This is a genomic window from Streptomyces sp. NPDC097617, assembly GCF_044761485.1.
Taxonomy (GTDB): Bacteria; Actinomycetota; Actinomycetes; order Streptomycetales; family Streptomycetaceae; genus Streptomyces.
The window spans coordinates 226672-249218 of the sequence record NZ_JBIWCL010000009.1; the positions used below are offsets into that span (position 1 = coordinate 226672).

20 protein-coding genes and 2 pseudogenes are annotated in these 22547 nt (G+C 70.8%); 10 read left to right on the forward strand and 12 right to left on the reverse strand.

Annotated features, from left to right (window positions below):
• Nucleotides 1–24 precede the first annotated feature (24 nt).
• The 3 genes from ACIQZO_RS17830 (at nucleotide 25) to ACIQZO_RS17840 (ending at nucleotide 3951) form a co-directional block, all read left to right on the forward strand.
• Nucleotides 25–2547 carry a DEAD/DEAH box helicase gene (locus ACIQZO_RS17830; protein ID WP_403626958.1) on the forward strand — a complete coding sequence of 841 codons (2523 nt, stop codon included), beginning with the start codon at nucleotides 25–27 and terminating at the stop codon, nucleotides 2545–2547.
• A gap of 70 nt (nucleotides 2548–2617) precedes the next feature.
• Complete coding sequence (locus ACIQZO_RS17835) at nucleotides 2618–3541, forward strand: acyl-CoA thioesterase (protein WP_403626960.1); 924 nt, start codon at nucleotides 2618–2620, stop codon at nucleotides 3539–3541.
• Nucleotides 3542–3549: 8 nt separating this feature from the next.
• Nucleotides 3550–3951, forward strand: a complete 402-nt coding sequence (locus ACIQZO_RS17840) for a YchJ family protein (RefSeq protein ID WP_403626963.1) — start codon at nucleotides 3550–3552, stop codon at nucleotides 3949–3951.
• Here the strand turns inward: ACIQZO_RS17840 and ACIQZO_RS17845 are convergent.
• Both ACIQZO_RS17845 and ACIQZO_RS17850 read right to left on the reverse strand, forming a co-directional pair.
• Nucleotides 3915–4754, reverse strand: coding sequence for a DUF6397 family protein (locus ACIQZO_RS17845; protein ID WP_403626966.1), 840 nt, complete (start codon nucleotides 4752–4754; stop codon nucleotides 3915–3917). The two genes, ACIQZO_RS17840 and ACIQZO_RS17845, sit on opposite strands and share 37 nt — an antisense overlap.
• Before the next feature lie 126 nt (nucleotides 4755–4880).
• The gene (locus tag ACIQZO_RS17850) at nucleotides 4881–5279 is read right to left on the reverse strand and encodes a roadblock/LC7 domain-containing protein (RefSeq protein WP_030384197.1); all 399 of its coding nucleotides are present in this window, start codon (nucleotides 5277–5279) and stop codon (nucleotides 4881–4883) included.
• A gap of 108 nt (nucleotides 5280–5387) precedes the next feature.
• Between ACIQZO_RS17850 and ACIQZO_RS17855 the strand changes: the two genes are divergently transcribed.
• Nucleotides 5388–5825: a PPOX class F420-dependent oxidoreductase gene (locus tag ACIQZO_RS17855; RefSeq protein WP_403626970.1), complete on the forward strand. Its 438-nt coding sequence runs from the start codon at nucleotides 5388–5390 to the stop codon at nucleotides 5823–5825.
• A 26-nt stretch (nucleotides 5826–5851) separates the two neighbouring features.
• Here ACIQZO_RS17855 and ACIQZO_RS17860 read toward each other — a convergent pair whose 3' ends face one another.
• From ACIQZO_RS17860 to ACIQZO_RS17880, 5 genes are all read right to left on the reverse strand, one after another.
• Nucleotides 5852–6514 (reverse strand): GTP-binding protein, encoded by a 663-nt coding sequence (locus ACIQZO_RS17860; protein WP_403626972.1) that lies wholly within the window; start codon nucleotides 6512–6514, stop codon nucleotides 5852–5854.
• Nucleotides 6511–6891, reverse strand: a complete 381-nt coding sequence (locus tag ACIQZO_RS17865; RefSeq protein ID WP_403626975.1) for a DUF742 domain-containing protein — start codon at nucleotides 6889–6891, stop codon at nucleotides 6511–6513. Before ACIQZO_RS17865 ends, ACIQZO_RS17860 begins: the two co-directional genes overlap by 4 nt.
• Before the next feature lie 17 nt (nucleotides 6892–6908).
• Nucleotides 6909–7352 (reverse strand): roadblock/LC7 domain-containing protein, encoded by a 444-nt coding sequence (locus tag ACIQZO_RS17870; RefSeq protein WP_189966426.1) that lies wholly within the window; start codon nucleotides 7350–7352, stop codon nucleotides 6909–6911.
• Nucleotides 7352–9967, reverse strand: a complete 2616-nt coding sequence (locus tag ACIQZO_RS17875) for a nitrate- and nitrite sensing domain-containing protein (RefSeq protein WP_403626979.1) — start codon at nucleotides 9965–9967, stop codon at nucleotides 7352–7354. Before ACIQZO_RS17875 ends, ACIQZO_RS17870 begins: the two co-directional genes overlap by 1 nt.
• Before the next feature lie 154 nt (nucleotides 9968–10121).
• Complete coding sequence (locus tag ACIQZO_RS17880) at nucleotides 10122–10901, reverse strand: MHYT domain-containing protein (protein ID WP_403627043.1); 780 nt, start codon at nucleotides 10899–10901, stop codon at nucleotides 10122–10124.
• 177 nt (nucleotides 10902–11078) lie between these two features.
• On the opposite strand from ACIQZO_RS17880, the gene ACIQZO_RS17885 reads away from it, so the two are divergent.
• A complete protein-coding gene (locus tag ACIQZO_RS17885) occupies nucleotides 11079–11684 on the forward strand; it encodes a methyltransferase domain-containing protein (protein ID WP_403626981.1) in 606 nt (201 codons plus the stop codon).
• Between the two features lie 51 nt (nucleotides 11685–11735).
• Here the strand turns inward: ACIQZO_RS17885 and ACIQZO_RS17890 are convergent, their stop codons facing one another.
• Nucleotides 11736–12650 carry an oxygenase MpaB family protein gene (locus ACIQZO_RS17890; RefSeq protein WP_403626984.1) on the reverse strand — a complete coding sequence of 305 codons (915 nt, stop codon included), beginning with the start codon at nucleotides 12648–12650 and terminating at the stop codon, nucleotides 11736–11738.
• Between the two features lie 135 nt (nucleotides 12651–12785).
• Here ACIQZO_RS17890 and ACIQZO_RS17895 point away from each other — a divergent pair, with 135 nt between their 5' ends.
• The 4 genes and pseudogenes from ACIQZO_RS17895 (at nucleotide 12786) to ACIQZO_RS17910 (ending at nucleotide 16722) form a co-directional block, all read left to right on the forward strand.
• Nucleotides 12786–13565, forward strand: a complete 780-nt coding sequence (locus ACIQZO_RS17895; protein WP_403626987.1) for a hypothetical protein — start codon at nucleotides 12786–12788, stop codon at nucleotides 13563–13565.
• Between the two features lie 44 nt (nucleotides 13566–13609).
• Nucleotides 13610–14065: an SAM-dependent methyltransferase gene (locus ACIQZO_RS17900; RefSeq protein ID WP_403627045.1), complete on the forward strand. Its 456-nt coding sequence runs from the start codon at nucleotides 13610–13612 to the stop codon at nucleotides 14063–14065.
• Nucleotides 14066–14256: 191 nt separating this feature from the next.
• A complete protein-coding gene (locus ACIQZO_RS17905) occupies nucleotides 14257–15255 on the forward strand; it encodes a polyprenyl synthetase family protein (RefSeq protein WP_403626990.1) in 999 nt (332 codons plus the stop codon).
• 240 nt (nucleotides 15256–15495) lie between these two features.
• A pseudogene (locus tag ACIQZO_RS17910) lies at nucleotides 15496–16722 on the forward strand (IS110 family transposase).
• A 166-nt stretch (nucleotides 16723–16888) separates the two neighbouring features.
• On the opposite strand, the gene ACIQZO_RS17915 reads toward ACIQZO_RS17910, so the two are convergent.
• Entirely contained in the window at nucleotides 16889–17071 is a 183-nt protein-coding gene (locus ACIQZO_RS17915) for a hypothetical protein (protein ID WP_403626994.1), read from the reverse strand.
• 182 nt (nucleotides 17072–17253) lie between these two features.
• On the opposite strand from ACIQZO_RS17915, the gene ACIQZO_RS17920 reads away from it, so the two are divergent.
• Nucleotides 17254–18945: an SNF2 helicase-associated domain-containing protein gene (locus ACIQZO_RS17920; protein ID WP_403626997.1), complete on the forward strand. Its 1692-nt coding sequence runs from the start codon at nucleotides 17254–17256 to the stop codon at nucleotides 18943–18945.
• Nucleotides 18946–19186: 241 nt separating this feature from the next.
• Here the strand turns inward: ACIQZO_RS17920 and ACIQZO_RS17925 are convergent, their stop codons facing one another.
• From ACIQZO_RS17925 to ACIQZO_RS17935, 3 genes and pseudogenes are all read right to left on the reverse strand, one after another.
• On the reverse strand, nucleotides 19187–20755 hold the full coding sequence (locus tag ACIQZO_RS17925; RefSeq protein WP_403627000.1) for a cupin domain-containing protein: 1569 nt from the start codon (nucleotides 20753–20755) through the stop codon (nucleotides 19187–19189).
• A complete protein-coding gene (locus tag ACIQZO_RS17930; RefSeq protein WP_403627003.1) occupies nucleotides 20752–21414 on the reverse strand; it encodes a hypothetical protein in 663 nt (220 codons plus the stop codon). The genes ACIQZO_RS17925 and ACIQZO_RS17930 overlap by 4 nt, the downstream gene beginning before the upstream one ends.
• 557 nt (nucleotides 21415–21971) lie before the next feature.
• A pseudogene (locus ACIQZO_RS17935) lies at nucleotides 21972–22535 on the reverse strand (ISAs1 family transposase); the annotation flags it as partial.
• Nucleotides 22536–22547: the final 12 nt, after the last annotated feature.

The window sequence follows — 22547 nt, forward strand, 5'->3', positions numbered from 1 at the left end:
GGGAAGCCAGGCAAGATGGGGGGTGTGACCCTCATTGATCAGCTCCCGCCGAACGCCGACCCCGACGCCCTCTTCGAGGCTTTCTCCTCGTGGGTGGAGGAACAGGGCATCACCCTGTACCCGGCTCAGGAGGAGGCTCTGATCGAGGTCGTCTCCGGGGCGAACGTGATCCTTTCCACCCCGACCGGCTCCGGCAAGAGCCTGGTCGCGGCCGGTGCGCACTTCACGGCCCTGGCCCAGGACAAGGTCACCTTCTACACCGCCCCGATCAAGGCCCTCGTGTCGGAGAAGTTCTTCGACCTGTGCAAGCTCTTCGGCACCGAGAACGTCGGCATGCTGACCGGCGACGCCTCCGTGAACGCGGACGCCCCGGTGATCTGCTGCACTGCCGAGGTGCTGGCCTCCATCGCCCTGCGCGACGGCAAGCACGCCGACATCGGCCAGGTCGTGATGGACGAGTTCCACTTCTATGCCGAGCCGGACCGCGGCTGGGCCTGGCAGATCCCGCTGCTGGAGCTGCCGCAGGCACAGTTCATCCTGATGTCGGCGACCCTCGGCGACATGAAGCGGTTCGAGGAGGACATGACCCGGCGCACGGGCCGGCCCACCTCGGTGGTCCGTTCCGCGACCCGGCCCGTCCCGCTCTCCTACGAGTACGTCACGACGCCGATCACCGACACGATCACCGAACTGCTGGAGACCCGGCAGGCCCCGGTGTACATCGTGCACTTCACCCAGGCCCAGGCGGTCGAGCGGGCGCAGTCGCTCATGAGCATCAACATGTGCACGCGCGAGGAGAAGGACAAGATCGCCGAACTGATCGGCAACTTCCGCTTCACCACCAAGTTCGGCCAGAACCTGTCCCGCTACGTCCGGCACGGCATCGGCGTTCACCACGCCGGCATGCTGCCCAAGTACCGGCGCCTGGTCGAGAAGCTCGCCCAGGCCGGTCTGCTGAAGGTCATCTGCGGTACGGACACCCTCGGGGTCGGCGTCAACGTCCCGATCCGCACGGTGCTGTTCACCGCCCTGACCAAGTACGACGGCAGCCGGGTGCGCACGCTGCGCGCCCGCGAGTTCCACCAGATCGCGGGACGCGCCGGCCGGGCCGGCTTCGACACCGCGGGCTATGTGGTCGCGCAGGCGCCCGAGCACGTCATCGAGAACGAGAAGGCGCTCGCGAAGGCCGGCGACGACCCGAAGAAGCGCCGCAAGGTGGTGCGCAAGAAGGCTCCCGAGGGCTTCGTCGCCTGGTCGGACATCACCTTCGAGAAGCTCATCGCCGCCGACCCGGAGGCGCTGACCTCGCGCTTCAAGGTCACCAACATCATGCTGCTGTCGGTCATCGCCCGGCCGGGCGATGCCTTCCAGGCGATGCGCCACCTGCTTGAGGACAACCACGAGCCCCGCAAGGCGCAGCTGCGGCACATCCGCCGGGCCATCGCGATCTACCGCTCGCTGCTCGACGGCGGTGTGGTGGAGAAGCTCGACACGCCGGACGCGGAGGGCCGCAGCATCCGGCTCACCGTCGATCTCCAGCAGGACTTCGCACTGAACCAGCCGCTGTCCACCTTCGCCCTGGCCTCCTTCGACCTGCTGGACCCGGAGTCCCCCTCCTACGCGCTGGACATGGTGTCCGTCGTGGAGTCCACGCTCGACGACCCGCGCCAGATCCTGGCCGCCCAGCAGAACAAGGAACGCGGCATCCAGGTCGGCCAGATGAAGGCCGACGGGATCGAGTACGAGGAGCGGATGGAGCGGCTCCAGGACGTCACCTATCCCAAGCCGCTCGAAGAGCTGCTCTCCCACGCCTACGACGTGTACGCCAAGAGCCACCCGTGGGTGCGCGACCACCCGGTCTCCCCGAAGTCGATCATCCGCGACATGTACGAACGCGCGATGACCTTCACCGAGTTCACCTCCTTCTACGAGCTGGCCCGCACCGAGGGCATCGTGCTGCGCTACCTGGCCGGCGCGTTCAAGGCGCTGGACCACACCATCCCCGACGACCTCAAGTCCGAGGACCTCGAGGACCTGATCGCCTGGCTCGGCGAGCTGGTCCGCCAGGTCGACTCCAGCCTGCTGGACGAGTGGGAGCAGCTGGCGAACCCGGAGGTGGAGACGGCGGAGCAGGCCCAGGAGAAGGCCGACCAGGTCAAGCCGGTCACGGCGAACTCCCGCGCCTTCCGCGTCCTGGTCCGCAACGCCATGTTCCGCCGCGTGGAGCTGGCCGCCCTGGACCACGTCAACGTGCTGGGCGAGCTGGATTCCGAGTCCGGCTGGGACGCGGACGCCTGGGGCGAGGCCATGGACGGGTACTGGGACGAGTACGACGACCTGGGCACCGGCCCCGACGCGCGCGGCCCGAAGCTGCTGCAGATCGAGGAGGACCCGGCGCACGGCCTGTGGCGCGTCCGCCAGACCTTCGCCGACCCCAACGGGGACCATGGCTGGGGCATCAGCGCCGAGGTGGACCTGGCCGCCTCCGACGAGGAGGGCCGGGCGGTCATCCGGGTCACCTCGGTCGGCGAGCTCGGGGTGCTCTGACCCTCTGCCGCCGCCCGCCGCAACCGCCCGACCCGCCCGATCCGCCGGACCCCACAGTGGAGATCCTCTGATGACGAACCCCGCCGAAAGACTGGTCGATCTGCTCGATCTGGAGCAGATCGAGGTCAACATCTTCCGCGGCGCCAGCCCGCAGGAGTCCCTCCAGCGCGTCTTCGGCGGCCAGGTCGCCGGCCAGGCGCTGGTGGCCGCGGGGCGCACGCTCGAGAGCGACCGCCCGGTCCACTCGCTGCACGCGTACTTCCTGCGCCCCGGCATCCCCGGGGTGCCGATCGTGTACCAGGTGGAGCGGGTGCGCGACGGGCGCTCCTTCACCACGCGCCGGGTCACCGCGGTCCAGCAGGGCAAGACGATCTTCAATCTCACCGCCTCCTTCCATCATCCGGAGGAGGGCGGCATCGAGCACCAGCTGCCTCCTCACCACGTCCCCCACCCGGACACGCTCCCCAAGCTGGCGGACGAGATCCGCGAGCACCTCGGGGCGCTGCCGGAGGCTCTGGAGCGGATGGCCCGCCGCCAGCCCTTCGACATCCGGTACGTCAACCGGCTCCGCTGGACTCCCGAGGAGCTCAAGGGATCCGATCCCCGCAGCGCGGTGTGGATGCGCGCGGTCGGCCCGCTGGGCGACGACCCGCTCGTCCACACGTGCGCCCTCACCTACGCCAGTGACATGACCCTCCTCGATGCCGTGCGCATCCCGGTGGAACCCCTGTGGGGCATGCGCGGTTTCGACATGGCCTCGCTGGACCACGCCATGTGGTTCCACCGGCCCTTCCGGGCGGACGAGTGGTTCCTGTACGACCAGGAGTCGCCCATCGCACACGGCGGCCGGGGGCTTGCCCGGGGCCGCATCTACGACGTGGAGGGCAGGCTGCTGGTGTCCGTGGTCCAGGAGGGCCTCTTCCGCCCGCACCCCGCGAAGCCGTCCCGGTCGGCCCAGCCGGCCCTGCCGTCCGAGCCCGCCCCGGAGAACTGAGCACACCCATGCCCACCCCTGCCCTCCCCTGCCCCTGCGGGCTGCCCGCCGCCTACCCGGAGTGCTGCGGCCGCTTCCACTCCGGTGCCGGATCGGCGCCCACCGCCGAGCTGCTGATGCGCTCGCGGTTCAGTGCCTTCGCCGTCGGCGACACCGCCTACCTGCTGCGCTCCTGGCACCCCTCCACCCGTCCCGCCCGCCTGGACCTGGATCCCGAACAGCGCTGGGAGCGGCTGGAGATCCTCGCCACCGAGCGCGGCGGGATGTTCGAGACGGAGGGCTCGGTGGAGTTCCGGGCGCACTACCGCGAGGGGCGCCACACGGGCTCGCTGCACGAGCAGAGCAGCTTCTCCCGCGAGGACGGGGCCTGGGTCTACGTCGGCCCCCTCTCCCCCGTCGACTTCGACTGACCGCGCGCCCCCGTCAGGGCGAAGTCCAGGCTGGTGCGGTACCAGTGGACCTCGTCCGGCGGCCCGGCCCTCAGCAGCCGCAGCGCCACCGCCGCGGCTGCCGGGACCTGCGGATGGCCGTACGGCGGGGGCGGGGCGAGGGCGGCCAGCACGATCCGCTCCGCCGGATCCGGCACTGCCTCCCCCAGCTCGTCCTCGGGGAGCACGGAGGCCAGTACGGCGGCCCGCTCCCAGGGGTCGGCGGTTCGTCTCAGCAGGAGGCCCACATGCCGCCCGCGCCACTTGCGCGGTCGCAGGTCCGCCCCGGCCGTCATCAGCTCCCGGTCCGCCGGGGGTGCGACCCCGCGCAGCATTCCGGGCTCCCGCGCGGCGAAGCCCCGTAGCTCCGCGGTCAGATAGAGCCACACCACCGCCCGGTACCGGTTGATCCGATAGCCGACCGGGGTCACATGACCGCAGCGCGCGAGCCGCGTGAAGCGGCTCGGGCCGACCTCCATCACCTCGGCCGCGGCCTGCGCCCCGGCCACCGTCTCGACCCGCTCGCGCAGCGCCTGCGGCGGCCCGGCCGCGGACCTGACCCGTTCCAGCTCGGCCCGTGCGTAGCGCGCGGCCCCGCCGAGCGTCCGCGGCCCGGCCCGTACGATCCCCAACTGGACGGCCCTGGCGAACTCGCTCCGGCTCAAACCCAGTTCACCGGCGGCCTGTACACCGCCCACCAGCACCTCCGCAGCTGCGCCGGCAGCCGCGTCGGCCACGCCGTCCCGCAGCGCGGTCACCGTCACGCTCACGGTCTGCATCATCATCACGGTCCTCCCCCACGAGCAGTGATTACTCTGTGTGAAGACCGTAACTCAACGCGACGACGCCCCGCGAGGCCTGTGGACAACCTCCCGAACGGCGTCCGAACGCCACCAGGAACCGGTGCCCGATCAGCCGCCGGTGATGCGCCGCTCCGCGACTCCCAGGTGCTCGCCCACCCGGTTGACCAGCAGCGTCATCTCGTACGCGACCTGACCGATGTCCGCCTCGGCAGCGCTCAGCACGCACAGGCTGCTGCCCGCGCCCGCCGCCATGACGAACAGCACTCCCTCGTCGTACTCGACCATGGTCTGGCGCACCTCGCCGGCCCTGAAGTGCCGGCCCGACCCCTTCGCCAGGCTCTGCAGGCCGGCCGCGACGGCCGCCAGATGTTCCGCGTCCTCCCGCGCCAGCCCCGCGCTCGCCCCCGTGACCAGGCCGTCATTGGACAGCACCACCGCGTGCCGCACCTGCTGGACCCTGCGTGTCAGGTCGTCGAGCAGCCAGTCCAGTTGCTTGTCCAGTGCCATTCCCAGCCCTCCCCGTCGACGGCGGCCCTACGGCCGCCGCGCCCCGCCCCGTGTACTCGTGCCGCAAGCCTTCCCCACCAGCGCCTTTCGGGCAAGGAGGATGTCCCCATGGCGAAGAAGATGACTCAAGAGGAATGGCGGGCTTTCGTCTCCCACTCCACCCGCACCGGAAAGCTCTCCACCGTGTCCGAGGACGGGAGCCCTCACATCGCTCCCATCTGGTTCGTACTCGACGGAGATTCCTTCGTTTTCAATACCGGAAAGGACACCGTCAAGGGACGCAACCTCGCCCGCGACGGCCGCGTCGCGCTCTGCGTGGACGACGACCGGCCGCCCTTCTCCTACGTCGTCCTCCAGGGCCGCGCCGAACTCACCGGGTACAGCGACGACGCGGACGAACTGCTCACCTGGGCCACCCGGATCGGCGCCCGCTACATGGGCGAGGACCAGGGCGAGGCCTTCGGCCGCCGCAACGCCGTCCCGACCGAACTCCTCGTCAGGGTCCCGATCGCCAAGGTGATCGCGCGCGCCGGCATCGCCGACTGACACGGGCCCCCGCCGACCGCGCCGGTTCACACGGAATCGGCCTGCGGATCCACCGAGTCCAGCAGCCGGGCGGTGTGCACCCGCCCGGCGTACTCGACCAGCCTGATCAGTACTTCCTTCCCCGAGTCCCGGTCCCGCGCGTCGCACAGCACCACCGGCGTCCCCTGCTCCAGGTCCAGCGCCCGCGACACGTCGTGCGCCCCGTAGCTCCGGGCGTCCGTGAAGCAGTTGACGGCCACGACGAACGGGATGCGCCGGTGCTCGAAGTAGTCCACCGCCGGGAAGCAGTCCTCCAGCCGCCGCGTGTCGGCGAGCACCACCGCGCCCAGCGCACCCTGCGACAGCTCGTCCCACAGGAACCAGAACCGGTCCTGCCCCGGGGTGCCGAACAAGTAGAGGGACAAGCCGGACCGGATGGTGATCCGGCCGAAGTCCATGGCCACCGTGGTGGTCGTCTTCTGGTCCACGCCGCCCGTGTCGTCGACCAGTTCGCCGGCCTCGCTCAGCAACTCCTCCGTCCGCAGCGGCCGGATCTCGCTGACCGCGCCCACCAGGGTGGTCTTTCCCACCCCGAAGCCGCCCGCGACCAGGATCTTCAGCGCGAGGGCGGCCAGTTCGGGGTCCTCCCCGGCATCGGGGTCCGCGTCGGGCACCACTCCGGCAGATCGGTCGTCATGCTGTCCCATCAAAGCGCTCGCAATCCCTCGATGACTTCACGCAGAATCCGCTCGTCCGGCAGTTGAGCGGGCGGTACCGGCCTGCTGACCTTGACGTGCCCGCCCTCCAGCAGGTCGCCGAGGAGCACCCTCACCACCCCCACGGGCAGGTCGGCGTCCGCGGCGAGTTCGGCCACCGACTGGGTCTCGGACCGGCAGAGCCCGAGCAGCGCCCGGTGTTCGGGACCCATCAAGGACTCGGCCGCCTCGTCCGCGCCCCCCGGGTCGACCGCGACCAGCGCGATCAGGTCGAAGCGGACCCCGTGGGGTCCCGGCCTGGTACGCCCGCCGGTCATGGCGTACGGACGGACGAGCGGGCCCGCCTCGGCGTCGTACCACTGGCCGTTCATGTGCCGGACCGCCGCGCTCAGCCGGCGGCCGGCGGCCGCGCCGCGAACCGGGGCGGCGTGTAGAGGTGCTCCCCGACCCGCTTGACGAGCCGGGCCATCTCGTAGGCGATCAAACCGATATCGGCGCTGGCGGCGCTGAGCACGGCCAGGCAGGAGCCGTCGCCGGCGGCCGCGACGAAGAGGAAGCCCTCGTCCATCTCGACCATCGTCTGGCGCACGCCCCCGGCGTGGAAGTGCCGACCCGCGCCCTTGGCCAGGCTGTGGAAGCCGGATGCCACCGCCGCCAAGTGCTCGGCGTCCTCCCGGCTGAGTGCGCTGGAGGCACCGACCGCCAGGCCGTCATTGGAGAGGACCACGGCGTGCCGGACCTCGCGGACCCGGTGCACCAGGTCGTCGAGCAGCCAGTCCAGTTCGCCGGACCTGCGGCCACCGTCGAGGTCGATTCTCTGGTGTTCGATCATCACACTTCTCCTTCGCTGCCTGCGTGGGGGGATTTCTCCTGCGCGCCGCGGGCCCAGCCGGCCCGGTAGGCCGCCATCCGGTCCCGGGCCTGCTCGGGGCTGCGGCCCGGCGGCTCCTCGGGGAGGCGGGACGCGGCCGGATCCTTGGCCGCGGGCGCCTCCCTGAGCTGGGGGACGAGGCTGGCCTGGCGCACCCGGCGCGGCAGTTCCGTCACCGAGGCCGGGGGCGCCGCGGCCGCCTGGGTACGGGCTGCCGCGCCACCGGGAGTGCGCGGCCGCAGCGACGCCACCGGGGCCGGGCGCGGCTCCTCGCGTACGGGGTCCGGGGCCGGGGCCGCGGTCGGTACGGAGGCGCGCGCGTCCTCCCGTACGACGCTCATGGCGGGTGGCTGTTCGGCCATGACGACCACCTTCGGTGCTGCCTTCGGTGCTGGCTTCGATGCCGCCTTCGATGCCGCCTTCGGCGCTGCGGACAGGGCCTCGGCGGGTGTCTGCGGCGCGGGCGCCGCCTCGGGTTCGGGGGACGTCGCGGAGGCGGCGGCGTGGGCCGGCCGGGGGGCGGAGCCGGCCGTGATCGCGCCCTGGAGCAAGGCGTTCGGCAGCAGCACCACCGCGGTGGTGCCTCCGTAGGGCGAGGTGCGCAGGTGCACCTTCACTCCGTGGCGGGCCGAGAGGCGGCTGACCACGAAGAGCCCGAGCCGGTCGCTGTCGAAGAGGTCGAGCGACTCGGACTGCTCGATGCGGCGGTTCGCATCGCCGAGGGATTCGCGGCCCATGCCCAGTCCGCGGTCCTCGACCTCCAGGACGTAGCCGGCGCCGACGGGTTCGCCGCTGACCCGGACCTTGGTGTGCGGCGGGGAGAACTGTGCGGCGTTCTCGATCAGTTCGGCGAGCAGGTGGGTGAGGTCGGCGACGGCGCCCCCGACGACGGCGGCTTCGGCGAGCTGGCGGACCTCGATCCGCGGGTAGTCCTCGATCTCGGAGACGGCGGCCCGCACGACGTTCGTGAGGGGGACCGGCATCCGCCACGCCCGGCCGGGGGCGGCCCCCGACAGGATGATCAGGCTTTCCGCGTGCCGGCGCATCCGGGTGGTCAGGTGGTCGAGGCGGAAGAGGTCGCCGAGCTCGTTCGGATCGTCGGCGCGCCGTTCCATCGAGTCGAGCAGGGTGAGCTGCTTGTGCACGAGGACCTGGCTGCGGCGGGCGAGGTTGACGAACACGCCGGAGATCCCGCTGGCGAGTTCCGCCCGCTCGACGGCCGCGCTGAGCGCGGCTCGGTGGACGGTGCCGAGCGCCTCGCCGACCTGCGTGATCTCGTCCTCGGCCGGCGGCCCGGGCGGGGTCTCGGCGGCGACGTCGATCTCCTCGCCGGCGCGCAGCCGCTCCATCGCCTGCGGCAGTTTGCGGCGGGCGATCTCCAGGGCGGTGTTGCGCAGTGAGACGAGTTCGACGACCAGGGCCCGGCCGATCCGGACCGAGATGACGAGGGAGGCGGCGACGGCCGCCAGGCCCAGCAGTACGGCGGCCCCCGCCGGGGTGAGCGCCCCCTCGGTGAACGGGTCGGCCTGCTCGGCGGCCGCGGCGTGTGCGGTCTGCTCGATCTCGCGCATCGAGGAGGCGATGGCGTTGTGGGCGCCCTCCCATCCGACGGGCCCCCCGCGGCTCTCCTTGGAGGTGCCGAGGGCCAGCGCCCGGTCCTCGGCGCCGGTGAGGTCGGCGTAGGCGGCGCTCTTGGCGACGGACTCCCAGGCGGCCTGCTGGGCGGCCGGGAGGTCGCGGGCCGCGGCGTCGGTGAGCGCGCGGCGGGACTCGATGGCGCCGGTCAGCTGCCGAAGCGTTTCGGCGGTGCGCGGGCCCGGGGCGGCGAGCAGCGCGTCCTCGCGGGACAGCAGTTCCGCGGCGCGGGCGAATTCGAGCAGGACCCGCGCGTCGGGGCCGAGTTCGGCTTCGCCCCCGCCGGTCAGGGCGCCGCCGACGGCGAAGGCGGAGTCGACCACGCGGGTGTAGATCGCGTAGGCCGCCTCGGGGGAGGCGCGGCGGTCGGTGATGTCCTTGCGCGAGGAACCGAGGCCCTCGGCCGCCGCGACGAACTCCTCCAGCCGGACCACGATGTCGGAGCGGTACTCACCGGAGTCGGCCACGGTGTGGCGCTCGCCCAGCCGCAGCCGCTGGACGGCCTCGTCGGTGCGGCGGGCCTGCTGGTCCAGGGCGCCCGGGTCTGCGGTGGCGGGGTCGGCGAGGAGGCGGACGGCGGCGCGCCGTTCGGCCTGCAGCTCGGTGACGGCGGCGACGACGGGGGTGCGTATCTCGGCGTCGACCTGGTGGATGCGGCTGAGCCGGGCCATGTCCTGGGCGGTGTTGACGGTGGCGAAGGCCCAGAGGGCGAGGAGCGAGACGACCGGGACCATCAGCAGCGAGACGATCTTCGCGCGGACGGTGGCGGGACGGAGCCGCAACCGGGGCCCGCTCGCGCGTGCGGCGGCCGGGTGGGGCTGGTGGGACCCGAGTTCCGCGGGTTCCTCGGCCGGCGGCCCGGCGTGGGCCCGGCGGCCGCGTGCCGGGGGCGCGGGCAGCCGCGGCGCCGCTGCTTCCGGTTTTCTGCGGGGTGTGCGCATGGGCTCCTCGTTCCGGGGCGGTGCTTACGGATGCGGTACGCGGTGATGTGGGGGGACGGAGTGGGGCGCTACGGGGACGCGGCGGGCGTGGGGGGCGGGAGGGGCTGCGGGGAAGGAGGGCGCGCGGCGGTGCGGCGCCGCGGCTCCGGCCCGCTCAGTGGGCGGTCACCGTGGGCTCCCCCAGATGCCGGACGGCGGAGGAGGCGGCGCTCTCCCCGACCGTCGGGGAGAGCGCGACGAAGGCGGCGGTGATGAACAGGTAGGAGCCCAGCCCGACGGCGAGCGGGAAGATGAACTGCATGGCCGTGGCGCCGGGCAGGGCCGAGTCCGCGGGGCTCACGCTGACGGCGACGGCCATCATCCCCGTGTAGTGCATGCTGCTGACGGCGGCGCCCATGACGAGCGAGGCGACGGCGACCGCCACCGGTGACTTGATGTTGAGCGCGGCCCACAGGGCGGCGGTCGCCGCGATCACGGCGATGGCGACGGAGAGTCCGACGGCGAGCGGATCGTAGGAGACCTCTCCGTGCAGCCGCAGGGCCGCCATGCCCAGGTAGTGCATGCTGGCGACGCCGAGTCCGGTGGTGAGGCCGCCCAGTACGAGGGACCGCCGGCGGTCCTTCCCGTAGCCGACGGCGAAGACTCCGGCGCCGACGACCAGCATGGCGACGAGCAGGCTGAGGATCGTGAGCGGCACGTTGTAGCGGATTTCGGTGCCCGTGACCTCGAAGCCGAGCATCGCGACGAAGTGCATGGTCCAGATGCCGGTGCCGATGGCGGAGGCCGCGGTGAGGAGCCAGTTGCGGCGGGAGGCTCCTGTCGTGGCGAGCGCGCGGACGGTGCAGCGCAGCCCGAGGGCGGCGCCGATCGATGCCATCACGTATGACAGCGCGGGTGTCAGCCACCCATAGGCGGCGTGGTCCAGATGTCCCAGGTGTCCCATGGCCACGGAACGCTAGTCCGGGTGAGGGCGCGAACAGGGGGCGCATTTCGAAAGCAGCTGGAACTGCTGGAATATGACAGAGCTACGTTCATCTCCGATCACACCACGTGCCAGCTTGCGCACGGTCCGCAGGGACGCGGGTGAGCGCCCGTGGGGGATCATGGGCACATGAGCGACGACCACACGCACGTGCAGGAGTTCTTCGGGGCGCGCGCGGCCGACTGGGACCGCAAGTTTCCCGGGGACGGGCCCGCCTTCACCACCGCCGTGTCCGCGTTCGGACTGCGGCCCGGGGACCGCGTGCTCGACGCGGGCTGCGGCACCGGTCGGGCCATGACCGCACTGCGGGCCGCCGTCGGACCCGACGGGATCGTGCTCGGCGCGGACGTCACCCCGCAGATGCTGGCCGCTGCGCGGCGGGCGGGGCGGGACGCCGAGGGCGCCCTGCTGCTCACCGACGTGGCCCGGCTGCCCCTGCGCGACGAAGCGCTCGACGCGGTGTTCGCCGCCGGGCTCATCGCCCATCTGCCCGACCCGGGGGCGAATCTGCGCGAACTCGCCCGGGTGGTCCGCCCCGGCGGCCGGCTCGCCCTGTTTCACCCGATCGGGCGAGCGGCACTGGCCGCCCGCCACGGTCGCGAGCTGACCGCGGACGATATGCGGGCCGAGCACAACCTCGGCCCGCTGCTGTCCGGTTCGGGCTGGGACATGACCTCGTACGCCGACGACGACGACCGTTTCCTGGTCCTGGCCGCTCGTCGCGGTCACCCGTGACACACACCTGTACGTCGGCCCCTCGCCCGGGGTCCGCGGAGGTGCCCGGGATCAGGCCGGAGGCTGGGCCTCGGCTCCGGCGGGCCGGCGCGGATGCGGGACGGGGCAGCCGCCCGAGCCGGGCACGGGGAACGTGCCGAGCTCACCCACGTCGTAGCCGTGGGGGTAGCCCTTGATCTCCGGGTTCTGGCGGGCGTAATGGGGGGCCCGGCGCGGGGGCAGCAGCCGTACCGCGCGACCGCGCAGCCACAGGGCACCCCGGACCAGCCGCCGGACCGGCGGGCGCGGGGTCTCGTACCGGAAGGCGTCCAGCAGCGACTCGTCGAGGAGGGCGAGGCTCGCGCGCCGCACGGCGGGGGCGACGCGCGCCGGATACCAGGAGGCCATCAGGTCGAGGGTGGAGTCGGCGACCGTGCGCGCCCCCGCGTCCCAGCCGAAGTGCGCCTCCTCGTAGGCGTTCAGGGTGGCTTCGAACTCCTCGTAGGAGCCCGGGATGTCTGTGATGCCCAGATGGCGGCCGAGGGTGGCGTAGTAGTTCGCGCCGGCCCGGCGCTCGTGGTGGGTCAGCGGGCGCCATCCGTAGGCGTCGAGCCAGCGCGCCGGAATCACCACGAACGTGCACAGGACATAGCGCATGTCCTCGTTCGAGATGTCGTAGCTGCGGTGCATCTGGTTGACGCGGCGGATCGCGGTGCGCGCGATGTCGTCCTCGAAGCCGTGCTCGACGACCGCGTCCAGGAGCAACGCCGTGTCGTCGTAGCGCTTCTGGGCCCGGTCGGTGAACTCGGCGGTCTCGGCCAGCAGGCCACCGATGCTCGGGACGGCGTAGGTCCGGAACAGGGCGAGTTCCAGGGCGCGGGCGAAGTCCCAGGGAAACTCATAGGTGGCGGTGAGCCGGTAGATGGCGAGGAAATCCTTGTCGGGGTCGAGACGGAGGATCTCCCTCAGCCGGTCGTAACGCTGCACCGGGTGTCCCTTTCTGTGGCGGGTCACCAACTCTACGTGCAGGTAGCAGGCTTGGAAATCGTGCCCCGCAAGCTCTCGACGTGCGGGTTACCCGCTGGTTAAGGTGCGCCGACGAGAGAGCTACCAGGAGGCCAGGTGTCCGACGACGAGGGTGGCGGCTCGCTGTACGTGCTGACCGCTGTGCTGCTGACCCCGGCACAGTTCCCCAGCATCCTGGGGAACGACTTCCCCGAGGCGTGCTCCCTGCTCGGAGTGGCTCCGAACGGGGACGGGTACGGACTGGTGCTCGGCCAGGACGAGGAGGGCGCGCGCTGGACGGTCGTCGTGGACGATGTCTCGCTCGTCGCGACGGCCATCGCCTCCTGGGACTGCGGGATGGAGTACGACCTGTCCCCCGACGAGCGGACCATCGTGGTGTCGCTGGCGGGCTGGCCGCTGGAGCTGTCGGTGGCCGCGTCGGGGATTCCCGAGCCGCACGATCCGGAGCAGGGCGCGGACGGTACGGGTCGCGTTCCGCTCGCGCCGCCCTCGGCGGAGGCTTGGGGGCCGGTGCAGCGGCGGATGGGCGCGGACCAGATCGCGCGGGAGTGGGCCGACTGGCGCGAACGCGTCGCGACGGACGGTGGGGCGGCGGCCGCCGCGCACCCCGGGCTCACGCGGGCTCTGGAGGAGGCCGCGGGGTACACGAAGACCCCACCGCCTCCGGGCCGGGTACGGTCCTCGTTCGCTGGCGAGGGGGCCCGGACGCTGCGGGTGGACGGGCCGGGGTGGTCGCTGGTGGCGCGTACCGGCGAGGCGGCCTTCGTGCTGCTGGACGAGGAACCGAGCGAGGTGCTCACGGTCCCCCACGAGGGGGATCCGGACCTGCCGCAGCTGCTGGCGGAGCTGGACCGCATCGCGGTCCGCCCGTCGTGAGCGCGGGCGGCGAAACCTGGGGGGAGTCAGTCGTGGAGCCAGTCGTGGAGTGCGAGCCGGTGGGTGTGGTCGTGGGAGCCCGCGCCGAGGCGGTCGATGACGACTGGGGGCGTGAGACGGCGGTGATCCGCATGGACCGCCGCCTGTTCGGCCCGGAGGCGCTGTACGGGTTGGAGGAGTTCTCGCACGTCGAGGTCGTCTACCACTTCGACCGGGTGCCGGTGGAGAAGATCGAGACGGGCGCGCGGCACCCCCGCGGCAATCCGGACTGGCCCCTGGTCGGCATCTTCGCGCAGCGCGGCAAGAACCGGCCCAACCGGCTGGGCGTCTCGCGGTGCCGGGTGGTGAAGGTGGACGGGCTGGACGTCCACGTGGAGGGCCTCGACGCCGTCGACGGCACGCCCGTCCTCGATCTGAAGCCGTACATGGACGAGTTCGGGCCTCGCGGCGAACGGCGGCAGCCGGAGTGGGCGACGGCATTGATGCGCGACTACTACTGATCGGCCCTGCGGTGCCCGGATTCCGGGCACCGCGCCACTTCGACCCCACGACCAGATGGAACCGGCCAATTGGGCTGGAAATCGCTCTGGATCCCCTCCCTCCGGAATGATCGAATCGGCCAGTCACGCGGCTCAAAGGTGCGACCCCGCCCCGACGGCCCATTCCATGACGGAGGCCATTCTTGAATTCCATGTCCTACCTGGACCTGCATCGGGAAGTCGCGCAGGACATCGACGCGGAGATCGAAACGGCATTGGAGCGCCTCGGTCCGCTGGCGAACACGACCAGAGACTCAGTGGCCAAGCTCTTGGACCACCGCAAACTGAGACATCCCCTGTCCGTGCTGCCGCTGCTCGCCCACGCCATAGAGACCGGAAACCCGAGGCCGGCCATTCCGCTGTCCGCCGTCCACCTGCTGTGGTGGACCTCGGCCTGCTACCTCGACGACCTGGCGGACGCCAACGGGACGACCCTCTGCGGTGAGCTCACGGAGAACGAGACACTGCTCGCGTCCGTCATCACAGGAAACGCAATGCCCATTCAGATCCTTCTGGAGCTGGATCTTCCGGCATCGACACGCAGCGCGCTCATCACCGAGATCTTGAACGGCTGGATCGTCAGCGTCGACGGCCAGATCGACGACATGCGGGGGGGCGCCCGAGACGCCTCGCGCACATCGGTGATCGAAACCTATCGCAGCAAGTCCGGCGCACCCTTCGGAATGATCACGGCAATGGCCGCGATATTCTCGGGCGCGCCGGAAGAGAAGATCGAACTGTGGCGTGAATTCGGCTTCCTCTTCGGCATCCTGTGGCAGATTTTCAACGACCAGGAAGACATTCTCTCCGGCCGCCACGAGGACCTGCTCAACGGCACCGTCACCTATCTCCTCGCCTCGGTGATCGAGGACGCCTCGCCCGGCTCGAGGGAGCACATCCTGAGCCTGTGCGCCGCCGCCGGACGCTCGCATCACGCAAGATCCGAACTCGCGGGCCTGCTGAGGACATCCATCGCCCTCGACCGGTACAGGACGGAGATCGAGGCGTTGCGCACCGAGGCGTACCGCATCCTGGACGAACTGGGTGGCGACGAGACCTACTTGCGGGCGCTCCGGCACCTCGTGGACCACGCGTCCGGCATGCTGCTCGCACCGGAACTCTCCCCGGCCGTCGTGAGCGGCGCCGCCTAATGGGAGCTACGGAACCGGGGAATGCTCGGTTCCGTAGCCGCCAGCAGGTGAGCACTATCGCCGCCGGAGCCGTTCGAGTTCTGGGGTCAGACCGTGCCCTTGCTGGTCGGCCGGGAGGCCAGACCGCTGATGGGGTGGCGTGCCCGCCCCACGGGGCGTGAGCATTGGATCCATTAGGCCGCGTGCCGCGCCTTCCGCAGGCTGCACCGCTGTGTGAAGTACGTGACTGGGGAGGGTCTGTTGCTGCTTATCGGTGATGACTGGGCCGAGGATCACCACGATGTCGAGCTCCAGGACGAGGCCGGCCGGAGGCTGGCCACCGCGAACCTGCCCGAGGGGGTGGTGGGCATCGCCAGACTGCACGAACTCATCGCCCGCCACGGCGGCAATGACCTGGAACCGGAAGATGTGGTGGTCGGGATCGAAACCGACCGCGGATCGTGGGTGCAGGCCCTGATAGCCTCCGGCTACCAGGTCTACGCGATCAACCCCCGCCAGGTCGTCCGCTTCAAGGAGCGCTACGCATCCTCCGGCGCGAAGAGCGACAAGGGCGACGCCCACGCGCTGGCCGACATGGTCCGCCTCGACCGGGCCCAGCTGCGGCCGGTGGCCGGAGACAGCGAATAGGCGCAGGCCGTCAAGGTCGTCGCCCGCGCCCACCAGACCCTGATCTGGGAACGAACCCGCACCTTCCACCGGTTGCGCACCACGCTGCGCGAGTACTTCCCCGCCGCTCTGACCGCCTACGCCGACCTGACCCTGACCAGCACGGATGCGCTGGAACTGCTGATCAAGGCACCCACACCGGCAGCGGCGGCGAAACTGACCCGCACCCAGATCACCGCCGTTCTGGCCCGCCACCGACGACACAACCGCGACGCGAAGGCCGCCACGATCCGCATCGCTCTACGCGAGCCGCAGCTCGGCCTGCCCGAGCCGGTCACCGCCGCCTACGCGGCCACCACCGAGGCCCACGCACGGCTGCTGATCGCGCTGAACGAGCAGATCGCCGCGTTGGAAGGGCAGGTGAAGACGCATTTTCTGGCGCACCCGGACGCCGAGATCTACCTCTCGATGCCCGGCATCGGCGAGATCACCGGCGCCCGGGTGCTTGCCGAGTTCGGAGACGACCCCATCCGCTACGCCAGCGCGAAGGCCTGCAAGAACTACGCCGGCACCAGCCCGATCACCCGGGCCTCCGGCAAGAGCCACCACGTCCAGGCCCGCTACGTCCGCAACAACCGCCTCGCCGACGCCCTCCAGGCCCAGGCGTTCTCCGCCCTGCGGGCCTCACCCGGAGCCCGCAAGTACTACGACAAGCAACGCGCCCGCGAAGTCGGCTACAACCCCGCCCTCCGCCAGGTCGGCAACCGCCTCGTCGGCATCCTCCACGGCTGCCTCAAAACCCGCACCCTCTACGACGAAGCAACCGCCTGGTCCCACCACGCCCACCCCCAAGCCGCTTGACACCAAACGACATGGGGTGTCTGACCCGTCCGCCGCCCGTGTGGGCCACACCCCTACGGCGCCACCGCCGCCCGGCGACCGCGCCCGGGGCGCCCGTCCCACGGTCATGCCTGCCGGGCTCCGCACCGCCAACGGAGCCCGGACAGGTCCTACGCCTTCAGCGCGGTCAGCGGCCGATCTGCTTCCGGGATATACCCCGCAGGCGACGCCGCTGCGAGGAGTCCAGCAGGAGGTAGGCAGCGGCCGGCACGCCGATCAGAACCAGCAGCCCCGCCCAGAACCCGACGGTCCAGAACAACACGATGGCTGCCATCACTCCGGCAACCGCGACTTTTCCGCTCGTGGACATCTGCGGACACCTCCTCCTGCCGTCGACCACTACCCCCCTCAACGCGCCGCCCCGACCGCGCGTTCCCCCATACCCGAACCGTCCGGAAAGTGACCCGGGTCACGGCCGCGCCACCGTCATCGGGCACCCTCGGTGGGGTACTGTCGGCCGCCCTGTACCCGGTAGTCAAGTTTGAGGAATGCGTGCTCTCCGAGATCTCCGGCCTCCTCCACCACTGCGCCGTCTTTCTTCCCGCCGACCCGGCCCGCAGCGGCCGGATCGCCCTGTGGCCAGCCGACGGCCGGGCTCCCGACGCCGACACCGAAGCGGACACCGGCTCGGCTGCCGGTAGTGGTAGCGGCCGTTATGAAGAGCTCACGGTCATCACCCCCGACCTGCACCGGGTCAGCGTGGTCGCGCTCGTGCTGCCCGTGGACGAGGCCCTGCCGCTCCTCACCCGCGCACGGTCCGCAGCGGTCGGGGCCGAGGCCGAGGTCGAAGCCGCCGGCAGTGGCGCCACGGCGTTCTGGGGAGCCGCCGCGCTGCTCGCCCTGCGGTTCGCCGCGCGCGGGCAGCTCCTGCCCGGGCTGAGCCCCGCTGGCCACGACGCCTGGCGGATCGGACCGCTGGAGGCCTCCGACCTCGACGAGGTCCGGGAACTGGCCACCGCGATGCCGCCCGCCGCCCACTGCGTACCGCTGAACGCCGACGGGCCGCCCCGGCTGCCCGCGCCGGAGCCGCTGCTGCGGGCCTTCCTCGACGCCGTCGCCGATACCCTCCCGCGCTCCCCCGCAGCCACCGCGGCCGCCGGCGGGCCCGCCTACGCCGCCCGGCCCGCCCACATGCACCCCGAGCTGCGCGGCTGGGCCGCCGAGGTGGCCGCCGGCCATGACGCCGGCGTACGGATCTCCCTGCGGATCGAGCTCGAACGGGACCCCGAGGCCGCCGCACAAGCCGAGGCGGAGGCGGAGGCCGAGGACTGGACCGGCGCCGAGGCCCCGGCCGAGGCCGCTCCCGCCTTCCGGGCCGTCCTCCAGATGCACAGCCTCGCCGACTCCGCCCTCGTCGCCGACGCCGCCGATGTGTGGGCCGGGTCCGGGCCCGCCGCGGCCGCCTTCCCGCCCGGCGCCCGGATGGACGCCCTCCGCGCCCTGCGCCGCGCCGCCCGGCTGTGGCCCCCGCTCGCCCCGCTGCTGGGCACGGGCGTCCCGGACGCCGTCGAGCTCGCCGACGAGGAGGTCACGGAGCTGCTCGGCGAAGCCGCCGCCGCCCTGGCCGCCGACGGGGTCCACGTGCACTGGCCGCGCGGGCTCCTGCGCGACCTGAGCGCCCGCGCCGTCCTCGGCTCCCCCGACGACAAGGCCGTGCACACCCGCTCCTCCGGTCTGCTGTCCCCCGGCGCCCTGCTCTCCTTCAGCTGGCGCCACGCCCTCGGCGACCAGGGCGATCTGACCCGCGCCGAGCTCGACTGCCTCGCCGAGGCGAAGCGCCCCCTGGTCCGGCTGCGGGACCGGTGGGTCCTGGTCGATCCGGCCGAGGCCCGCCGGGCGCGCGCCCGCCAGGACCGTAAGATCGCGGCCGCCGACGCGCTGGCCGCCGTACTGACCGGGTCGGCGGAGATCGACGGCAAGCGGGTCGACGTGGAGGCCACCGGTCCGCTGGAAGGACTGCGTGCGCGCCTGGCCGCCGACCCGCAGGAAGGCCCCGACGCCCTGGAGGCACCGCCGCAGCTGCGGGCCACCCTGCGCGACTACCAGCTGCGCGGCCTGCGCTGGCTGGCCCGGATGACCTCGCTGGGCCTCGGCGCCTGCCTCGCCGACGTTGTTCCGACACTTGCTGTGTCCCGCCCGTGTCGTGTCGCTTTACAGCAGGGGGCGGCTTCGGCAGTCCGGTGAACCAGCAAGGTCGCTGTGTCTCTTTCGAGAGAGTCGACGTGACGGGTGTCACACCATGCGGCTCGTCGCGCGGAGTCCAGGACTTTCGAGAAGTGGACGCCCCAAGTGGCCCAGTCTCCCAGACCTGTCTTGCCGATGAGCTTGATGTCCTGGGTTCGGGCAATCCACGCCGAGTACCAGAGGTTGCGAATCGCGGCGTGAAATTAACGGCCAGATGCCTGTCCGGAAAAACCGAGGCCGCTCAAGGCTTGGCGTAGTCGACGAAACCGACCCAGCCGAGTACGACACAGGGCTCCTCGCCCACCACCCAGGCGTCATGGCCGGGCTGAATGTCAATGAAGTCGCCGGGGCCTATCTCGTCGGTCTCACCGTCGTTCATGACGACCTTCATCCGGCCGGTGAGGACATAGCCCAGATGGTGCGACTGGCAGCTGTCAGTACCGGCGATGGGCTTGATGTGCTTGGACCACTGCCAGCCAGGCTCGAACACGGCCCGCCCGACCGGCGGACCGCCTTCAGTGGAGATGAGGTCGAGCCTCCCCGTTCCCTCCGCGAAGGGACGCGTCTCATCCGGGGAGTCGAAGGTCTTGCGCACGATTCCGGCCACGACAACCGCCTCCCGGCGGGTGATGCGAGGAGCCACGTGCGCCTCCTCGGTCAGTGACACGACGCATTCTTCGCTGAGACGTCCCACCAGCGGTTCAACGGTTGGGTTGGTCGGATCCCCTCGGAAGCTGGTAAGGACCGCGTCCCAATCAGTACAGTCCGCGTACCTGCGTAGCCACGCATGCGTAGTTTGTAGCCGCTCGTCGTCGTGGTCGATAGCAAGCAGTTCGACGGCTCGGTACAACAACCGAAGTCCGTCAGTGTAGGTGGGAAGGCCGGCGTGCACGGCATCATCGACCCGGCTGCGCAATTCCTCAGGATCCGGCTTGGGCGAGTGCAGTAGCTGACCGATGCGCACGGCGGCCGCGTCGGGTAGCTCGGGGTACCCGTCGGCAAGATCGCCTGGCCCGTCGTCCGTCGGGCTCAGCGCACGCGTACGGAGCAGGTAGTAACCGCCGACGATGGCGCCAAGAGCGTTCCTGAAAACGTCCCTCTCCGTCGCGAGGTACTCGTCCGCGATGGTCTGCGCAGCCGGGAGCTCGCCTGCTGCGGAGTAGGCCAGGAGAGCCTCAGCGTGCTCATCGTCGCTACGCGCGGTCAGGGTGTATCCAGCGCCGAAGTCATGGACGCCCCGTCCGGTGTAGGTCAGCGTCACGGTGACGATGCTTGTAGGGGGGAGCAGCACACAGCGTTGCGGTATGAATTCGCCACCAACCTGCAGTGCGAATCCTCTGTCGCTGTAGTTGTTCTGGATGTCCCACTGCAATCCGGACGGCTCGAAGCGAACGGAGTGGGGCTCGAAGTGCACGGGCTCCCAGGACGCCTCCAAGCCCGCGCTCGGCATGGAGCGCCACAGGCATGCCCACGCGCCGCGGTACGGCTCGGATGGTGGGGAGGGAACCTCGCCCTCTACCCGTGGGGCCTCGTTCATCGGGAACCCTTCACCGACCTCGGACGCTGCGCTCTCCAGCGTAAGGACGACGGGTTCGGCATCCTCGGTGTCGGCGAATGCGCTGAGTACCTGCCCGCCGACGAGTATCGCCTGAACGTACAGTGGACCCGCGAAGGCGTCTACAAGCGTTACAAGACCCATACGCGCCAGGGCGCGGACAGTATGCCTGGATTCCAGGTGGACGAGCTCGACCGGCACCACCGCACCACGCGGTGTGTCCGGGACGTCGACGTAGATGCTGAGGCTGTTCATGGCGTCACCGGTACATGCAAACGCTGTAGTGGCGGCAGCACCGACACGTTGAGCGCCGACGCCGGGTAGCGTCCGTTGTCGTACTTCGCGGCCAGCTGGTAGGCATAGTCGACCGGCACGTCTCTCTCTCGCCAGGGACCAACGGACGGCTGGCGGGAGCGCGTGAAATTGCACAGCTGGGAGCTGAGCTTCAGCGTCGCATATTGAGCGGTGTCCGGGGGGAGACAGTCGATCTGTACGGTGACACGGGGCGGGTTGCGAAGATGTGTCAGGTTCACCTCGCTCGCATCGCCACCCCATCTGAATTCCTGTCGACGGACCCCGGCTGGCGGGTCGTTCTCAAGCAGTACGTGAAGAGCATGGAGGAGACCTGTGTACGGAACGAACCAATGGTCGGTGTTGCCCTCCTCCTTCGCCCCGGCGCCGCGCAGCCCGCGTAGAAGGACCTGAGTGAAGTCAGTGACCTGGCCCGGGGAACCGAATGCCGATTTTCCCTGCGCCGCCGCACGCAGGATCGGCGCGTTGCGAGGAGTATTTCTTCCGCCGGAATACTTCTGTATGAGTGAGCTGCCCAGACCGTCATACGTATTGTTGAGCTCCCATGGCGTCTGTCGGCAGAACTGGGGAAACCAGTGGCGAGTGCCCTCAGCCAGTTGCACGGCCGCGGTATGTGGATCACACCACGCCGGGTTATGCCTCACCGCCCGGCCGGAGGTAGAACGGACAAGTCGAGCGTGCCCGTTGGCCTGTCACTGGGGTCTGCGAAGATGAGGAAGGCGGCCAACCCCACTAACGCTGGGGCAATCTCCTGATGCTGGGCCGCGCGCCGGGAGTCGCGTGTCTTGAATCCCGATCGGGCCCGACGCACAGGGCTTCGGCGTAGTCAACGGGCGTCCGTTTTGTGATCACTTGAGCCCGAGCAGGGCGAGCGGGCGGTCCGCGTTGCGGGCGTTGTGTCGCAGAGCGGCGGCGATGTTGGTAGCGCCGGCCAGCCGCAGGGTGCCGATGGCGAGGTTGCGCCTGGTGGCCATCGCCCGGGGCGCGTTGCCGGTTCGCAGCTGCGAGGCGTCTTCGGTGAACGTGGTGTCTCTGACGTGGTGCAGGGCCTCGATCTGCCAGTGATCACGGACCAGGGTCGCCAGCTGAGTGGGGTCGGCTTGCTCAGGGTGAGGCTGGTGACGGCGTAGGCGGTCTTGATAGTGGTCTTGCCGGTCTTACGGTCGGTGCGGCGGCGCTTGATCTGGACGGCCTGCCGGGCTCCGGGGAAGAGCAGGCTGTTGACCGTGGCCACCTTGATCCGTCGGATCTCCGCGCGTCCGTGGCCGGTGCCCCTCACGAGGCCCTGCAGCGGGATCTCTGTCCACGGAAGGGATTTGAGCTGCTTCCGGAGTTTCTTCTGATTGCCTTTCACGATCACGATGTAGTGGGCTTCGCGGCCGAGGAGGTAGTCGGCGTGCTCGCGTTGGGTGTGCATGGCGTCGCTGGTGACGACCACCCCGGCCAGGTCGGCCATGGTCTCCAGCAACGGCTGGAAGCAGGTGATTTCGTTCGTCTTTTCCTGCACGTCCAGCTGGGCCAGGACCAGGCCGGTGGTGTGGTCCAGGGCTGCGAGCAGGTGGATCTTGCGGCCGTTGGCCCTGGCCGCTCCTCGAAGGCTCTTGCCGTCGACCGCCAAGCCACGCAGCTGGCCCTCGGCTCGGTTGCGGCGGTCGGCGAGCCAGCGGCCGACCGCCAGGTCCAGTGCGTCGCCGTCGATCCGGGCCAGCAGTCGTCGAACCATCGTTTCCGCAGG

Bases quoted from the DNA above. Each gene is read 5' to 3' on its own strand.
- ACIQZO_RS17835 (WP_403626960.1), top strand. From the start codon at position 2,618: ATGACGAACCCCGCCGAAAGACTGGTCGATCTGCTCGATCTGGAGCAG.
- ACIQZO_RS17840 (WP_403626963.1), top strand. From the start codon at position 3,550: ATGCCCACCCCTGCCCTCCCCTGCCCCTGCGGGCTGCCCGCCGCCTAC.
- ACIQZO_RS17845 (WP_403626966.1), bottom strand. From the start codon at position 4,754: ATGATGATGCAGACCGTGAGCGTGACGGTGACCGCGCTGCGGGACGGC.
- ACIQZO_RS17850 (WP_030384197.1), bottom strand. From the start codon at position 5,279: ATGGCACTGGACAAGCAACTGGACTGGCTGCTCGACGACCTGACACGC.
- ACIQZO_RS17855 (WP_403626970.1), top strand. From the start codon at position 5,388: ATGGCGAAGAAGATGACTCAAGAGGAATGGCGGGCTTTCGTCTCCCAC.
- ACIQZO_RS17865 (WP_403626975.1), bottom strand. From the start codon at position 6,891: ATGAACGGCCAGTGGTACGACGCCGAGGCGGGCCCGCTCGTCCGTCCG.
- ACIQZO_RS17870 (WP_189966426.1), bottom strand. From the start codon at position 7,352: ATGATCGAACACCAGAGAATCGACCTCGACGGTGGCCGCAGGTCCGGC.
- ACIQZO_RS17875 (WP_403626979.1), bottom strand. From the start codon at position 9,967: ATGCGCACACCCCGCAGAAAACCGGAAGCAGCGGCGCCGCGGCTGCCC.
- ACIQZO_RS17885 (WP_403626981.1), top strand. From the start codon at position 11,079: ATGAGCGACGACCACACGCACGTGCAGGAGTTCTTCGGGGCGCGCGCG.
- ACIQZO_RS17905 (WP_403626990.1), top strand. From the start codon at position 14,257: ATGTCCTACCTGGACCTGCATCGGGAAGTCGCGCAGGACATCGACGCG.
- ACIQZO_RS17915 (WP_403626994.1), bottom strand. From the start codon at position 17,071: ATGTCCACGAGCGGAAAAGTCGCGGTTGCCGGAGTGATGGCAGCCATC.
- ACIQZO_RS17925 (WP_403627000.1), bottom strand. From the start codon at position 20,755: ATGAACAGCCTCAGCATCTACGTCGACGTCCCGGACACACCGCGTGGT.